The organism is Brucella pseudogrignonensis (genome assembly GCF_031454375.1).
Taxonomy (GTDB): Bacteria; Pseudomonadota; Alphaproteobacteria; order Rhizobiales; family Rhizobiaceae; genus Brucella; species Brucella pseudogrignonensis_A.
This window is the reverse complement of record NZ_JAVDQT010000002.1, coordinates 541,267-556,391: the sequence shown is the minus strand read 5'-3', so window position 1 is coordinate 556,391 and position 15,125 is coordinate 541,267. Positions and strand designations below refer to the sequence as shown.

Here is a 15,125-nt window from a genome sequence, read left to right as displayed (position 1 = left end):
ATTACTTAGCCTTGCTAAAGGCTTCCGAAAGTTGCTGGATTGTGTTGTGGAGCGCACCAAAGCCGCCGCCCACGAGATACCAGTTCTGACCATTCAGATAGACGACCTGATTGTTCTTCCATGCATTTGTTTGGCGCACGAGTTCGTTGTCGAGCAACTGCTTGGCAGAGGTGCCTTCACGACCAATCGCTGCATCGCGATCAAGAACGAAAAGCCAATCAGGGTTGGTTTCAAGAATAAATTCCGAGCTGATTGGCTGGCCATGATTGCCGACAGAAAGATCAGGCGCTGCCGGTTCAATGCCGAAGCTGTCATGCAACACACCGAAACGCGAACCCGGACCATAGGCGCTGATCTTGCCGCCTGAGGTCAGGATCATCAGGCCCTTGCCTTTGCCCTTTGTTTTTTCGTTGAGCGCAGCGAGTTCGCTGTTTAGCTTTTCAACTTCGGCCTTCGCTTCGGTTTCTTTGCCAAAAATCTGGCCAAGCTTTTCGATATTGGCTTCGCTGCCGGAAATGAATTCCTTGGCTGGAACAGTCAGATCGATAGTCGGTGCGATTTTTGCGAGTTCACCATATTTCGCTGCCGAACGGCCACCCACAATAATGAGATCCGGCTCTGCCGCATTGACCGCTTCATAGTCTGGCTCAAACAATGTTCCGACTTTTTCGTAATCGGCGCTGTCATATTTCTTGAGATATTCAGGGTAAGCAATGCTGCCGGGGACGCCGATAACTTTCACGCCGAGACGATCAAGATTATCGAGCGTAGCAAAATCAAACACCACGACTTTTTCTGGATTGGCCTTAACCGTCGTCTCGCCCTGTGCGTGTTTTACCGCGACATCAGCCGCATGTGCGCCAGAAGCAAGTGCCGTCGCAACAAGCGCTGCGCCGAGCAGACGGGAAAAATGTTGGCCGAATTTCAGCATGGCGTTCAATCCTTTCGTCAATCCTGTGTTTTATAGTCCAGTTTTCCGAGAGTGAAAGCTGGAAGATCATAATTCAGTGTTTTTCGGCGCTTGGTTTTTCATCAAGCAGGATAAATCTCAAACTATCTTCAACAGTAAGCGGTATCATAGATCCGTGGCTTTCATTGTCGAAGCGACGATAAGCGACTTCAAACTCTGGCAGTTGTTTGAGTTCAGTTTGAATATCGGCTCCCGATGGGCCGCCGCGCAGCTTCTTCAAGCGCTTCGTGTCTTCCTTTGATTGACCGGGACGCTCGCCGCGCTTTCCAGAGTTTTCAATCAACAGACGAATAGGGCGAGGATTGGCTTTGAATTCTTTTACAAACTGATCCTTGTCAGCAAGAATCGAACGCCCATTCCACCAGATCGATGGGTCGGCAGAGGCATAAGTCTGAAATGAGTCACTGTGATTGAACAGCGCATAAAGCGTGAAGAGGCCACCAAGTGAATGCCCAAATAGGGCCTGTTTGCCCTTGTCGATGACAAAACGCTTTTCGATTTCCGATTTCACTTCATGATTGATGAAATCGAAGAAAGCATCACGTCCGCCGGTCTTTGGAATATTCGTTTGAACAGGAATGAGTTCATCAGGCGTTGGCGGCGTAAGATCGAAATAGCGCAGACGGACGATTTCGTCTTTGTCTTCGGTCGGGTAACCAATGCCGACATAAACCGCATTAAGCTTAGGATCTTTCTCCATAAGCTTTGCGGCAATCGGCAGCATGCGATTTCCGTCTGTCATATAGACGACAGGAAAACCACCAGCAGGCGCTTTTTCTGCGGGAGCCGCAACGAAAATCCGATAGTCGATGCCGTTCGCTTGCAGGTCAAATGAACTGACTTGCGATGTCTGAGCATGCGCGGATGCGCTCACGAGGATGCTTCCGAGCATGAGGCAGACCTTTAGAATGACATTCTTCATTTTGCTCATCAGAGCATCCAATTCATAAAAAATGACGCCAGCCAAAATCGGCTGGCGTCATTGCGTATCTTAGAAGCGTGAAGTCATGCCGAGCCAGAGACGGCGGCCTTCGACAACATTGTTGGTTTCATCAACAGTCACCTTCTTATCGAAGATGTTGTAGACCGCCGCATTCAGTGTGACGTTTTCACTGAATTCATACGAGCCACCGAAATCCAGTGTCGCATAGCCCTTGTATTTGCGTGCAATGACCTGACCTCGGCTGTTATAAGCATAAGGCTCGCCGACGGTACCAATACGAAGACCGGCATTGATTTCTTCGCCATGGTAGTTGGCCGCTGTCCAGGCACTCAGGCCGTCAACAGGCGTTTCCCAATCGGCGCGAAGGCTTGCCATGTGCTCAGGGGTGCGTGCCAGTGGTAGTCCGGCATATTCACCAGTCTTCTGTTCTGAATGGGTGTAAGTATAGCTTCCGCGAAGTTTAATTGTGTCGGTCGCTTCCCAATCCGCCGTCAACTCAACGCCCTGAATGACAGCTTCGTCAATGTTATAGCTGTAATAAAGGACATAGTTTGGATCCTGTGCCCAGCGAAGCGGCTGGCCAGTGATTGGATCATACTGGATGTTGCTGGCGATCTTATCTTTGAAGTCGGTGTAGAAATACGTCGCGCCAAGGCGCAGACCCTGCTGGTTGTCCCAGAGCGCGCTTGCTTCATAGCTTGTGCTCTTTTCTGGCTGGAGATTAGGATCGCCAATGATGACGCCGCAGTTTCCAGTTGGACCATAGGTACAATTGCCGCCGCCGGTGGTGTAAGCATAACCCGGTGCGATGGTGCGCAGTTCAGGTGCACGGAAACCGGTTGAAATACCGCCCTTGATGGTGAGCTGATCGGTTGCATGCCAAACAGCATAGCCACGTGGGCTCCAATGTGAACCGTAGATTTCGTGGTGATCCATACGCAGTCCGCCCGTGAGGGCGAAATCCGGTGTAATCCACCATTCGTCTTCAGCAAAAAGTGCCCACTGCTTAATCGTGAACTGTTCGTCCAATCCCGTACGACGGCCGGGATTCTGATCGGTCAGCGTGCCTTCGATGAACTGGCCACCCGTTACGAGCGTATGATTGCCATAAAGCTCGAATGGGGTTGTAAATTTACCATCAAGCGTTGAATTGCGGATATGTGGCGAACGCAGGTTTTCCACGAATTCGCTGCGCGCATTATTCCAGCTGAAATTTGTTCTTTCAGCTGTTTCCTGCATGAAGGAGAATTCGGAAGTCGTTGGACCCCAACGGCCTGTATGGCTGACAGACCAATGGTTGCGGTCATTCAGATTGTAAGCATCAACAGGCGCGGTGCTGTTGGTGGAGACTGGATTGATCGTGTTTCCAACCGAAGAGTCACGGCGCAAGCGTGTCTTGCCTGCTTCAAAGACAATGTCGTGATCAGCGTTTGGAGTGATGGTCACGCGACCTGTAATGTCGATGTCTTTTTGCTCAGGCGTACCACTGATGATCTGGTCTTCCTGACGCTTCATACCACGTCCCCAGAGCTGCACACCAACGAGGTTGGGTACGAGCGGGCCGGTTATGTAATATGAACCCTGATAGGAATCGCCATATTTGGAATGCTGCTGGACTGTCGTGTCGACACTCAGCGAGCCGCTCCACTTGTCTGCAACTTTTTTGGTAATGACGTTGATAACGCCGCCCATCGCGTCGGAACCATAAAGCGACGACATTGGACCACGAATGACTTCGATGCGCTCAATAGCATTGGCTGGCGGCAGGAAGCTTTGTTCAAAGCCGGAATTGCCGTTGGTGCGCGCATCACGTGTGCTTTGGCGCTTTCCATCGACGAGAATAAGCGTGTAAGTGCCGGGAAGACCGCGAATGAAGATATCGCGTTCGGCAGCGGCACCAGTTACGGCAACGCCTTGCACATCACGCAGTGCATCGCCTAGGTCACGATAAGCACCTTTTTCAAGCTCTTCGCCCGGAACGACCGAGATACTGGCTGGTGCATCAGTGATGTTTTGTTCAAAACCTGTTGCCGATATAACGATCTGATTAAGTGTAATGCCACCCCCAGCATTAACCTGTTCAGCCGCTTGCGCTTCAGCCTGTTTCTTTTTGGCAGCTTCTTCCTCTGCCTTGGTTAAGGTCTGTGCGAAGGAAACTGCGCCGCTCAGAATAAGTGCAGTGGAAAGACAGGTGCCCGCAAGAACAGCTTTTGCAAAAAGCGATTTGCTGGCCAAGTGCCTGTTCTGCGAGCCAGTGGCGCGCGATCCCCGAAACAAGCTGGTCATAAATTTCACCCTTTAAGTTGAGTTTTCAGCTCCCCTTATGTATGGCAATAAGATGACGTCAACGGTCATCTTTTATAACAATTCCAAGTTTCGAAAAACGCAACTGAACGGATAAAGCAGCAATGGCTGGCAAGCGCATGAAAACACAGACAGAGCCAGAGGCTATCGCAGGCGAAGGCTTGAAATTGGGTGAGCTTCGCTTGTTGATTGCGCTGGATGCACTTCTTGTGGAAGGCAGTGTTGGTGGTGCCGCTCGGCAAATGGGCTTGAGCATGGCGGCCATGAGTCGACTGCTTGGACAGATCCGCGAAAAATTTGACGATCCGATTTTCATTCGTTCTGGCCGCAATATGATTGCAACGCCGAAGGCGGAGGCATTACGGGGACGACTTCGCAGGCTTGCCAATGAAACAGAAGCGCTGATGAATTTCGACGGCAAGGATGCTGCTGAAGTGCATTGCGAACGAAAGCGGGGCTGGGAAAGAACAAGCATGATTGTTGCCCCACCACCGCTTGGCATCCGCAAAGTGGTACAGCTTGAGAACCACCCGACGCCAGAACAACTTGCTGCGCAATTCGCCAATGTTCAGGATGAGAACGATCCGTCCCTCCGCTTGGCAAAATACATAGCGATTATTGGCCGTAAGATTGGCTATACGCGCCCGCTTGAAATGCATGAGGCGGAAGACGCCTTCACCACGATTTTTGCTGGTGAGGCAGACCCTATGCAAATCAGTGCTTTGTTGCGTCTTATTCACTATCGGGGTGAAACTGCGCCGGAGTTAGCAGGGATGGCTCGTGCAGCGCATCGCTATTATGCGCTAGATGCGAATATAGAGACGCCAGCGCTCGACTGGCCAGCCTATCTATCGCCCAATTCCAATCAGTCGCCCTGGTTTATGCTGGCAGCTATTCTCGTTTCCCGCGCGGGGTATCCCGTGGTGTTGCATGGCAATTGCGGTATGGGTGAATTGTCTGGAAAGCTTGAACTTGCTGCACAGGCCGTAAACATTCCGATTGCAACGTCGCTGGCGCTTGGAAAAAGCGCTTTGACTGCTCATGGCATTTGCTTCATGCCGCTGGCAGGCTTTGCATCGCAGGTTCATTCCCTGTTGGCGCTCTACCCGTTGTTTAATTCGCGCTCATCAATAAATAGTCTCGCCCATCTACTCAATCCTTTGAGGCTTTCAGCGTCTTTTGTCGGGGTGACACAGCCTGCTTACCGGGAACTGCATCGCGATGCAGGGGCGCTTTTGGACATGAAGTCTGTCTCTGCTGTTTCGACTAGCCGCGATGTTGCAGAGCTGGTTCCTCATCATACGCACACGGTTTATCGATGGCTTGGCTCGCAGAAAACCGACATCAATCTCCCGACCTTATCAAAGGCCGCAACAGACCGACATGCCAGCCAGAGCACGTTTGAATATTGGCTCGCAGTGTGGTCCGGTGCGGCTATCGATGAGCGCGCTGAACTCACGGTAATTGCATCAACAGCAATGGCATTGATGACTGCTCTCGCCGCCGATAACGATAGTTATGGGCAGTTTTACAAAAAGGCAGAAGAGCTTTGGCGAGCACGTCACGCAGCTTCGTGATTGCCTTAGAGTGATAGGAGAAAAATATTCTATTTATGTAGATGTTTAGAAAATAACTCCTGTCAATCGAATGAGTCAGCAAGTTGTTGCTTTGTTTGTGACTTTCATATGCCCTAAGTTTCGCCAGACAATCGGGACTCAGCGGGCAATCGCTTGCGCAGGAATTCCAAGGAAAATATTAATGACCGTCCAATCAAACCCGTTCAATCTGCCGTTGCTCGACATTTCACGCTACAATGGCACCGCAGAAGACCGAAAAAGCTTTATCGATCAGCTGCGCCATACGCTGCATGATCATGGATTTTTCTATCTTACTGGGCACGGTGTTGATCCGAAACTCATCGAAAATGTTGTTGCTACTGCTAAGCGTTTCTTTGCGCTGCCAACCGAAGAAAAGCTCAAGATCGAGATGATTAATACGCCGCATTTTCGTGGCTATAATCGCGCTGGTTTGGAGCGCACGCGAGGCGAACAGGATTGGCGTGAGCAACTCGATATCAACACTGAACTCGAGCCAGCTGAAATTGGTCCCGATAGTCCTGCATGGAAACGCCTGATCGGTCCTAATCAGTGGCCTGATGCACTTCCTGAATTGAAGCCTCTTTTGCTCGCTTATCAAGCAGAGGTTACCCGTGTTGGCATTGATGTATTGAAAGCTATTGCACAAGCACTGGGGCAGAGTGAAGATTTCTTTGCGCAGATTTATGAGCCGCATCCATCGCAGCTTTTGAAGATCATTCGTTACCCCGGTCGGGATGTTGCGGAAAGTGAGCAGGGTGTTGGCGCACATAAGGACGGCGGTTTTGTAACAGTTCTTTTGCAGGATGTTGTGCCGGGTCTGCGTGTGCAGCGTGAAGATGGTGTTTGGATTGACGCACCGCCTGTACCGGGAACATTTGTAATCAATACTGGCGAGCTGCTTGAATTGGCGACGAATGGATTTGTTCGTGCTGACGTGCATGGTGTGGTAGCTCCACCAGCAGGCACAGAACGCTTCTCAGTCGCGTTCTTCCTTGGTTCGCGTTATGATGCGACAATCCCTGTGATTGATCTCCCGGAAGAGCTGAAGACAAAAGAACGCGGTGTTAGCGTGGATCCATTGAATACGCTCTTCCGTGAAGTGGGACAGAATAATCTGAAAAGTCGCTTGCGTTCACATCCGGATGTAGCACGTGCTCATCATCAGGATTTGTTGGATTCCCCAGAATTTGCCAGTCTTAAATTGGGATCAGCCCATAATTAAAATGAACCCATTCCTTGACGGTTGTTTGTTTTTTCTTTCTTCCGTCAAGGAACAGGTTCGGGGGCACAAAAGCATGATGTGCCTATCAATTGACGAAAAATAGCTGGTAAAAATAGCAATAAAAAACGCCGGAGAACCGGCGTTCTTTTTTTATTACATTATTTATAATCAGCCGCTTATGAGCTTTACTTCCATAAAGTCTTCAAGGCCCCATTTGCCGCCTTCGCGTCCATTGCCAGATTGCTTGTACCCGCCAAAAGGACTTCCCGGCGCGCGTGAAGTTCCGTTGATCTGGATCATGCCAGCACGGAGTTTGCGAGCAACGCGCTTCGCCCGTTCCGGGCTTCCGGTCTGAATATACGCGGCCAAACCGTAAGGCGTATCATTGGCGATAGCGATCGCTTCTTCTTCCGTATCGAAGGGGATCATTGCCAGCACTGGGCCAAAGATTTCCTCGCGTGCAATGGTCATTTCGTTGTTTACATCGGCAAAGATGGTCGGCTTGACGAAGTCGCCTTCTGAAATGCCATCAGGACGTCCGGTGCCACCAGCAATCAGACGCGCACCTTCATCAATACCCTTTTGAATAAGTGCCTGCACCTTGTCAAACTGGATAGAGGATGAGAGCGGTCCGATGTGTTCGCCCTCTTTGGATGGATCATCGACCGTGGTTTTCGATGCTGACTTTTTGGCAAACTCAACTGCCTGATCATAGACTGAACGTTCGACCAGCATGCGGGTTGGCGCATTGCAGGATTGACCAGTGTTTTCAAAGCAATGGTTCACGCCGCGTTCGATCGCTTTTTCGAGATCACTGTCGGCAAACACGATATTTGGAGACTTGCCGCCAAGTTCAAGCGAAACACGTTTAACGGTCGCGGCTGCAGCACGCGAAACAGCAGTTCCGGCGCGGGTTGAACCGGTGAACGACATCATATCGATGTCAGGATGCTGCGACATCGCTTCGCCGACAACTGGGCCTTCGCCGTTAACGAGGTTGAAAACGCCCTTTGGCAAGCCTGCTTCATCGACAAACTCAGCGAAGAGCATCGCTGACATTGGAGCAATTTCGGACGGCTTGAGCACAACTGTGCAACCTACTGCAAGGGCAGGGATGACCTTCAGCGCGATCTGGTTCATTGGCCAGTTCCACGGTGTGATGAGACCACACACACCGATTGGTTCACGCACAATCGCCTGATTGGAATGCTTTGGCGAAAGGATTTCGTCGAATTCGAAATTCTCGAAAGCCGCGATAAAAGCTTTGGTGTGCGAGATGCCAGCTGCTGCTTGAGATTCACGCGCCAGTTTGATTGGCGCACCCATTTCCTTGGAAATAGCCTGTGCCATTTCTTCAAGACGGCGCTCATAGATTTCAACGATACGGCGCAGATAGCCAATGCGTTCTTCAGCAGGCGTTTCACTCCATGAAGGAAATGCCTTTTTTGCCGCAGCGACAGCGAGATCAATGTCGGCAGCCGAGCCAGCAGAAATCACTGCATATGGCTTTTCATTGGCCGGATTGATGACTTCAATCGTCTTTGCTTCGAGGGGAGAGCGCCATGCGCCATCGATGTAGAAATCCGTTTTCTGATCCAGATTTTTTTGAAGCATGATGAAATCCTCCAATGCTTTGCTTTTGTTTCCCTTGTCGACGCGCAGACTACTCGCCAGCTGTGACGGCGTCAAAACAGAACGATCAATGGAAACATCAATTTTTCTTATTCGTTATCGTAGGCTTCGAATTCTACGCCGAGCGTTTCCAAGCCTTCTTCGATGTAATCGGCCAAAAGTGGTATGCCGAGAAGATACTTCGCTTCACGCCCATTGTGGCGATCGCTTGCGGTGGCAAGGGCATCATCCCATTCTTCAGCGCTGAAGTCTCCACGTCCGACCCATACCAAGGCAAGCAACTCAATCTTCTCGTCTTCATTGAGAGAGCGAATTGCGGCGACCATTTCTCGGCGCGTTGGATTGGTGATGGAAGCATCAAGAATGTCAACGTCGCCATCATCCGATGCATTAGAGCCGGAATCTTCGTCCACAGCGGGAACCTGAACATCATATTCACGCGCCTTGGCGATGATGAATTCAATGTTTTCGATATTGTTGACCAGCTCGACCATTATCTTTGCCTCCGTAACGTCGCTGTTTATCGAACGCAGTGAGATGTCTGTGGTTCCGTTAGAAACGGTTCGTCAGAAATTCTGTGCTGCGGCTCTATAAAAGATATAGAGCCGTCACGAAGGTTTATTAGGCTTGTTACAAAATATTGATTTTGGATTGGTCTCGGTTTTTCAAAAGTTAGTGCGCAAAAAACGGCATAACCCAATCTGCTATGAGTTTGATAGACAGCCCAAAGAGCGTGAGCTGAACGAGCAGGAAAAACGGTCCATCCGGCATGATACGGGTGAGCTTCGCACCGACGAATGTACCGATAATTGCGGCAGGCAAAAGCCAGAGACCAAGTGACCAGTCGACATTAGAAAACTGCTGCAACTGCCAATAAGGGATCAGCTTAACCGCGTTGACGATTGCAAACAAAATGGTCGATGTGCCTGCAAAAACCAGCTTTTCCAAATGCTGTGGCAGTACATACATCTGAAAGGGTGGTGCGCCGGAGTGTGAAACGAAGCTGGTGAGGCCGGTGATAATGCCCCAGAATGTTCCACCCGGAATATCTGCTTTGCGCGCCGCACGGCGGTATTTTGCGCCAACCCAGACATTGAAGCAGAAGAAAAGCCCCACAAGTCCGACCATCATTCCGATAAATGTGCTGGAAAGATGGGAGCTGAAAAACCAGCCCAATCCAATCCCAACAATTGCCGCTGGCGTAAGAATTGCCAGATTTCGTGCTGAGAAGTGATGGCGATAGAGGTAAAGCCCGAACATGTCGCTGACGACATAGATTGGCAGCAGCAGGGCTGCTGCCGTCACGGGGGATATAACCAGAGCCATCAACGGCACTGAAAGCGTGCCGACAGATGGCAAGCCACCTTTGGACAGGCCGACCAAAAAGGCTGCAATAACGGCTACTGTCATAAACAGCGGGGTATGTTCAAGCATTTAGAAAGCAACCGTTATATCATTGAAACAATGGTTTATAGCCGAGTTCTTAGCTATGCGCCCATTCCCAGTAAAGCGCGCGCGCGCGCTTGGTAATAGTGCCATATTCGAGCGCACGATCATCAAAGCCAATGATTGGCACAACCTTGCTGATATTGCCTGTTGAGAAAATCTCGTCTGCTTCACGGAAATCCTGAAGCGTAAGCGTCGTTTCATGAACGCTGACACCGGCTTGGCGCAACAGACCGATAACGCGCTGGCGTGTGATGCCATTCAGGAATGTGCCGTTTGGAATTGGAGTGTAAACTTCTCCACCGCGAACCATGAAGACATTCGACGTTGCAGTTTCTGCAACATTGCCAAGAACGTCAGTCACCAGCGCGTTATGAAAGCCTTTGGCTTTGGCTTCACGCAGCATGCGACCATTGTTTGGATAGAGACATGCAGCCTTGGCATTCACAGGCATGACTTGCAGGTAAGGGCGATGGAACGAAGTCGTCGTAACGGTAAAGCCCTTTGGCTCAACCATTGGGATTTCTTCGAGACAAAGCGCGAAGTCGGTCGATTCCGGTGCTGCGGCAACCGTCGTGCTATCGCCTTCTTCGGCCCAATACATCGGGCGAATATAAACATCTGTCCCCGGTGCGAACTTCTTCAGACCTTCGCGGGCGAGAGTTTCAATCTCATTACCGCTGAGCATCGGCGCAAGTCCAAGCGCGCGTGCAGAGTCGTTTGCTCGTGCAGAATGGCGATCGAGATCAGGTGTTACGCCCTCAAAAAGACGCGCACCGTCGAATACGAGAGAACCAAGCCAGGTCGCGTGCGAAGCTGCACCGAGAATGCGCACATCACCTTGATGCCATTCGCCTTTGTAATAGGTCCAAGTTGCTCGCTTCTCAGCCATCGTTTTCATCCTTGATCAATTACGTTTCGTGTCAAATCCCGCGCGGAGCGCTTTCAGTTTTGAACTGAATTGCTGGAAAGAGCTGGGGTAGGATATGAATCTGCGCTTTTATAGCATCAAACCCGAAACTGGAAACCAGTTTCGGGTTTGATATATTTTTATATTGATCAAGCTTACGAGAGCGTGTGTCTACTTTTCTTCCGCCAATGCTGGCGAAGGATCAGATGTTGCCACTGCCGCTGGCCCCGGAACGCCGCGCTGACGTTCGCGCACGAAAGTGAATAGTCCAGAAATCGTGATCAGAACGATGCCGATAAGCATCGGAAGATCAATGTGATCATGGAAAACGAAATATCCGAATAGAATAGCCCAGATCATCTGGCTGTATTGCGGGGACGCGATAGCACTTGCTGGTGCGCGCTGTGCTGCAAGCATGAGGAGAATGTTGGCGAGTGCCGCAAGCAGGCCATAACCGGCGAGATAGCCCCATTGAATGGCAGACGGTGCCTGGTAGCTTGGAATCATCAATGCGCCGCAGATGAGGATCGGGCCGATAAGGCCCGCAGTGTAAAGCGAGATACGCTTTTCTTTCTTTCCCATTGCACGAAAGATTACGATGCTGAAGGCTCCACCAAGGCCGCCGCCGAGTGCGCCAAGGTGACCGATCGATAATTCGCGAAAACCGGGGCGCAGCACAACAAGTACACCAATAAAGCCGATGATGACTGCCGACCAGCGACGCCAGCCAACCTGCTCTTTAAGGAACAGAACGGACAGGATTGTCACAAATGCCGGAAGCAGGAATATCAGCGCAAATGCCTCAGCCATTGATAGATGTGTGAAGGCGACAACACTGCCAATCACACCCATTGCAGCGGTTACTGTGCGAAGTAACCACAGTTTTATATTTGTGGTTCGAAACATATCGAGCCACTGATCTTCGGGTTTCTTGGTGAATGGGATGGCAAGAATACCGAGTACGGCACCAAAAAACGCGATCTCATAGGGGGATAATGTGCCGTCAAGAAACTTGACGCACGCATCGCTGACAGCGAATGCAGCATAGGACGCAAACGCGAGGAAAATACCGTAAAGCATAGTGGTGTCCGCAAAAGGCTAGAGATAAACTCCTCCGCCGACCGGATTAATCGATTAAGACCGGTTTGGCAAAAGGCAAATGCCCTAAAAATCAAAAAAATGAACTCCCCCTATCCCCTATGGGACAGGCGATTGCGGCATTTTCAAGAGCACGAGCTCTAGCGAAAACGCATGCCTCATTTGCAATCATATCCGTGGTGGAATTTTGTGCAAAAGATTAAATATAGGGCATCCAACGAGGAGAAAAGAAATGAACATTCGTCAGAAATTCAATCAGTATGTTTCCCGTCGTCGCGCTATCCGTGAACTCGGTGCAATGGACGATCATCTTCTTGCCGATATCGGCGTATCGCGTTCGCAGATCCAGAGCGCAGTGTTCGGTAAGTAATCACTGATGGCGCGGCTGATAGAAGATCGCCCCGTAAGTGAAACAGAAGTAATATAACAAAGCGTCGGTGCTCCAGTCCCGGCGCTTTTGTTTTATAAATTTAATTTTAAATGCCGATAATAAAATATTTTATTATGTTTCATTGATTTTTGCTGATTGTGTAATCATTGTTTTCGCTAAATGTTGAGACATTTCTCGTGTATTTTTGAGACGTATCGCGCTTGTAAACTATACGCCGTCTTGTATCATTTACCTTGCAGTGCCCGTGACAAATAGATGGTCATCCTCATATCCGACTTGATGTGCAATTTTCGTCGCCGCCAGATTGCTGATTTCATTCCGTAATATGTTCTTCTCATGCTATATTTAGTGATCAAGCAATTAATATATTGCGGGGCATTTGCCCGATAGATTATTAGATCTTGCTTATTGGGTAGTCACAAGCGTATGTGGCTACCCAATACTTTTAGGATCATAAAATGCTTGAGCTTATCATTAAAGGTACGGTGATTGGAGTTGGCGCTACAGTCGTCATGGACATATGGGCATTGGTTCTTGCTCAGTTTCCGGGTCAATCACGCCCCAATTGGGGTTTGGTCGGACGCTGGTTTTGGCATTTGCGACACGGTCAGATTTTTCACGACGATATTGCTGCCACGAAGCCTTATATACATGAAGTCGCATTAGGCTGGGTTGGCCATTATGTGGTCGGCATTCTTTATGGTGTTGTTTTTGCGCTATATGGTGGTGCCGCGTGGTTTGCGAATCCCATTTTTCTTCCGGCTTGGATATTTGGTATTATGACGGTGGCTGCTGGATGGTTTTTATTACAGCCTGGTCTGGGAATCGGTTGGGCCGCTTCGCGTTTGCCCAATGCGGGAAACGTTCGCGTTCTCAACCTTGTTGCGCATACATTTTTTGCGTTCGGTTTGTATGGCACTGGTGTCGTGCTTAAAATTGTATCTTAATCAATCTGATAGCAACAGAGACACGAACTTAGTCTATTGCCATTTTTGAAGCACTTTCAAAAATATGCCCTTGAATAGCTGACTAGCGTTATCGCTTAAGTCAGACCAAACTAAATCACGTTAATAAACAGACATTCTTGCGGCAGAACTGTGTTTTTTGTCGACTTGGGTGTATGGGGAACAAATCCGCTCGCTGATAAGCGGCTGCGGCTAACAAATACGGCAATCGCAATAGATTGCACCGATTTCATCGTCCAATCGCAAGCAATTGCTTTTGGCGGATTATGGGTGCTTTTGAACGCGCGCTTTTTGCCCTGGAGGGATCATGCTGGAAAAGCTGTTCAAATTGCAGGAACACGGAACATCGGTGAGAACGGAAGTGATCGCTGGTCTGACAACCTTCCTGACGATGTCTTACATTATCTTCGTAAATCCTGATATTCTGTCCAGCACGGGCATGGATCGAAACGCGGTTTTCGTCGCGACTTGTCTTGCGGCGGCACTCGGTTCGATCGTCATGGCGCTCGTTGCCAATTGGCCGATTGGTATGGCTCCGGGCATGGGCCTGAATGCTTTCTTTGCATTCACCGTTGTTGGCGCGATGGGCTTTTCATGGCAGCAGGCGCTGGGTGCGGTGTTTATCTCCGGCATTATCTTCTTGTTCCTGACAGTGACAGGTATCCGTCGCTGGTTGATTGAAGGCATTCCGCATTCGCTCAGAAGTGCGATTGCTGCTGGTATCGGCATGTTCTTGGCACTTATTGGTCTCAAGACGGCCGGCATCGTTGTCGATAATCCAGCAACGCTCGTCGGCCTTGGTGATCTGCGTGAAGCAGGTCCGCTTTTGGCGATTGCTGGTTTCTTCATTATTGCGGCTCTGGATGCACTTAAGGTCCGTGGTGCGATCCTTATCGGTATTCTCGTTATCACTGTCGCATCTATCTCGCTGGGGATTACACAGTTTAATGGTGTATTTTCCGCGCCTCCAAGCCTGATGCCAACCTTCATGCAGCTCGATATTATGGGTGCGCTGCATACAGGCATTCTGCACGTCATTCTGGTGTTTGTACTGGTTGAAGTGTTTGACGCGACCGGCACACTGATTGGCGTTGCCAAGCGTGGTGGTCTGATCGAACCGGGTAAGCCAAACCGTCTTGGTAAAGCCTTGTTTGCAGACAGCACCGCAATTCTCGGTGGCTCACTGCTCGGCACGTCTTCAACAACGGCTTATGTTGAAAGCGCTTCTGGCGTTCAAGCTGGCGGTCGTACAGGTCTGACGGCACTCGTTGTTGCTCTGCTGTTCCTCGCAGCGCTCTTCATTTCGCCTTTGGCTGGGTCGGTGCCTGCTGTCGCAACAGCACCAGCACTGGTTTATGTTGCATGCCTGATGATGCGCGAACTGTCCGAAATCAAGTGGGACGAAATCACTGAAGCTGCACCTGCTGCACTCACTGCACTTGCAATTCCACTCACCTATTCGATTGCGAATGGTCTGGCCTTTGGTTTCATTAGCTACGTTGTTTTGAAGACGGTGACGGGTAAGGTTCGTGAGGTTCACCTGGCGACATGGATCGTCGCGGCGCTCTTCGTGATCCGCTTCGCATTCTTCCCAGAATAAAACTTAAACGCCGGGGCAACGCCCCGGCGTTTTTCTTTAGCACGAG

At 50.1% G+C, this 15,125-nt stretch carries 13 protein-coding genes; 5 read left to right on the top strand and 8 right to left on the bottom strand.

The genetic code is table 11. From position 1 onward, the window contains the following. Nucleotide 1 precedes the first annotated feature (1 nt). From J2782_RS10390 to J2782_RS10380, 3 genes are all read right to left on the bottom strand, one after another. Nucleotides 2-931 (bottom strand): siderophore ABC transporter substrate-binding protein, encoded by a 930-nt coding sequence (locus J2782_RS10390; protein WP_310012059.1) that lies wholly within the window; start codon nucleotides 929-931, stop codon nucleotides 2-4. Nucleotides 932-1,004: 73 nt separating this feature from the next. Further along, nucleotides 1,005-1,901 (bottom strand): alpha/beta hydrolase, encoded by an 897-nt coding sequence (locus J2782_RS10385; protein ID WP_310012057.1) that lies wholly within the window; start codon nucleotides 1,899-1,901, stop codon nucleotides 1,005-1,007. A 60-nt stretch (nucleotides 1,902-1,961) separates the two neighbouring features. Further along, complete coding sequence (locus tag J2782_RS10380) at nucleotides 1,962-4,199, bottom strand: TonB-dependent receptor domain-containing protein (RefSeq protein ID WP_310012055.1); 2,238 nt, start codon at nucleotides 4,197-4,199, stop codon at nucleotides 1,962-1,964. A gap of 122 nt (nucleotides 4,200-4,321) precedes the next feature. Here J2782_RS10380 and J2782_RS10375 point away from each other — a divergent pair, with 122 nt between their 5' ends. After that, a complete protein-coding gene (locus J2782_RS10375; RefSeq protein WP_310012053.1) occupies nucleotides 4,322-5,794 on the top strand; it encodes a glycosyl transferase family protein in 1,473 nt (490 codons plus the stop codon). A gap of 181 nt (nucleotides 5,795-5,975) precedes the next feature. Next, nucleotides 5,976-7,037, top strand: coding sequence for an isopenicillin N synthase family dioxygenase (locus tag J2782_RS10370; protein WP_310012050.1), 1,062 nt, complete (start codon nucleotides 5,976-5,978; stop codon nucleotides 7,035-7,037). 168 nt (nucleotides 7,038-7,205) lie between these two features. On the opposite strand, the gene J2782_RS10365 is transcribed toward J2782_RS10370, so the two are convergent. The 5 genes from J2782_RS10365 to J2782_RS10345 all read right to left on the bottom strand — a co-directional run bounded on the left by J2782_RS10365 (nucleotide 7,206) and on the right by J2782_RS10345 (nucleotide 12,105). Further along, complete coding sequence (locus tag J2782_RS10365) at nucleotides 7,206-8,651, bottom strand: aldehyde dehydrogenase family protein (RefSeq protein WP_310012049.1); 1,446 nt, start codon at nucleotides 8,649-8,651, stop codon at nucleotides 7,206-7,208. A gap of 107 nt (nucleotides 8,652-8,758) precedes the next feature. Beyond that, on the bottom strand, nucleotides 8,759-9,163 hold the full coding sequence (locus J2782_RS10360; RefSeq protein ID WP_310012048.1) for a DUF3775 domain-containing protein: 405 nt from the start codon (nucleotides 9,161-9,163) through the stop codon (nucleotides 8,759-8,761). Between the two features lie 178 nt (nucleotides 9,164-9,341). Further along, nucleotides 9,342-10,103, bottom strand: a complete 762-nt coding sequence (locus J2782_RS10355; RefSeq protein ID WP_310012046.1) for a sulfite exporter TauE/SafE family protein — start codon at nucleotides 10,101-10,103, stop codon at nucleotides 9,342-9,344. A gap of 49 nt (nucleotides 10,104-10,152) precedes the next feature. After that, nucleotides 10,153-11,007: a branched-chain amino acid aminotransferase gene (locus J2782_RS10350; protein ID WP_310012044.1), complete on the bottom strand. Its 855-nt coding sequence runs from the start codon at nucleotides 11,005-11,007 to the stop codon at nucleotides 10,153-10,155. 189 nt (nucleotides 11,008-11,196) lie between these two features. After that, entirely contained in the window at nucleotides 11,197-12,105 is a 909-nt protein-coding gene (locus J2782_RS10345) for a DMT family transporter (RefSeq protein WP_250042321.1), read from the bottom strand. A gap of 250 nt (nucleotides 12,106-12,355) precedes the next feature. Between J2782_RS10345 and J2782_RS10340 the strand changes: the two genes are divergently transcribed. The 3 genes from J2782_RS10340 (at nucleotide 12,356) to J2782_RS10330 (ending at nucleotide 15,079) form a co-directional block, all read left to right on the top strand. Further along, on the top strand, nucleotides 12,356-12,493 hold the full coding sequence (locus J2782_RS10340) for a DUF1127 domain-containing protein (RefSeq protein WP_250042323.1): 138 nt from the start codon (nucleotides 12,356-12,358) through the stop codon (nucleotides 12,491-12,493). A 479-nt stretch (nucleotides 12,494-12,972) separates the two neighbouring features. Continuing rightward, nucleotides 12,973-13,461, top strand: a complete 489-nt coding sequence (locus J2782_RS10335) for a DUF2938 domain-containing protein (RefSeq protein ID WP_310012041.1) — start codon at nucleotides 12,973-12,975, stop codon at nucleotides 13,459-13,461. Between the two features lie 325 nt (nucleotides 13,462-13,786). Beyond that, on the top strand, nucleotides 13,787-15,079 hold the full coding sequence (locus J2782_RS10330) for an NCS2 family permease (protein ID WP_250042328.1): 1,293 nt from the start codon (nucleotides 13,787-13,789) through the stop codon (nucleotides 15,077-15,079). The last annotated feature ends 46 nt before the right edge of the window (nucleotides 15,080-15,125 follow it).

What these genes read in the sequence shown, in the direction of transcription:
- J2782_RS10370 (WP_310012050.1), top strand. Translation starts at nt 5,976, where the DNA reads ATGACCGTCCAATCAAACCCGTTCAATCTGCCGTTGCTCGACATTTCA.
- J2782_RS10375 (WP_310012053.1), top strand. Translation starts at nt 4,322, where the DNA reads ATGGCTGGCAAGCGCATGAAAACACAGACAGAGCCAGAGGCTATCGCA.
- J2782_RS10350 (WP_310012044.1), bottom strand. Translation starts at nt 11,007, where the DNA reads ATGGCTGAGAAGCGAGCAACTTGGACCTATTACAAAGGCGAATGGCAT.
- J2782_RS10330 (WP_250042328.1), top strand. Translation starts at nt 13,787, where the DNA reads ATGCTGGAAAAGCTGTTCAAATTGCAGGAACACGGAACATCGGTGAGA.
- J2782_RS10340 (WP_250042323.1), top strand. Translation starts at nt 12,356, where the DNA reads ATGAACATTCGTCAGAAATTCAATCAGTATGTTTCCCGTCGTCGCGCT.
- J2782_RS10365 (WP_310012049.1), bottom strand. Translation starts at nt 8,651, where the DNA reads ATGCTTCAAAAAAATCTGGATCAGAAAACGGATTTCTACATCGATGGC.
- J2782_RS10360 (WP_310012048.1), bottom strand. Translation starts at nt 9,163, where the DNA reads ATGGTCGAGCTGGTCAACAATATCGAAAACATTGAATTCATCATCGCC.
- J2782_RS10380 (WP_310012055.1), bottom strand. Translation starts at nt 4,199, where the DNA reads ATGACCAGCTTGTTTCGGGGATCGCGCGCCACTGGCTCGCAGAACAGG.
- J2782_RS10355 (WP_310012046.1), bottom strand. Translation starts at nt 10,103, where the DNA reads ATGCTTGAACATACCCCGCTGTTTATGACAGTAGCCGTTATTGCAGCC.
- J2782_RS10390 (WP_310012059.1), bottom strand. Translation starts at nt 931, where the DNA reads ATGCTGAAATTCGGCCAACATTTTTCCCGTCTGCTCGGCGCAGCGCTT.
- J2782_RS10385 (WP_310012057.1), bottom strand. Translation starts at nt 1,901, where the DNA reads ATGAGCAAAATGAAGAATGTCATTCTAAAGGTCTGCCTCATGCTCGGA.
- J2782_RS10345 (WP_250042321.1), bottom strand. Translation starts at nt 12,105, where the DNA reads ATGCTTTACGGTATTTTCCTCGCGTTTGCGTCCTATGCTGCATTCGCT.
- J2782_RS10335 (WP_310012041.1), top strand. Translation starts at nt 12,973, where the DNA reads ATGCTTGAGCTTATCATTAAAGGTACGGTGATTGGAGTTGGCGCTACA.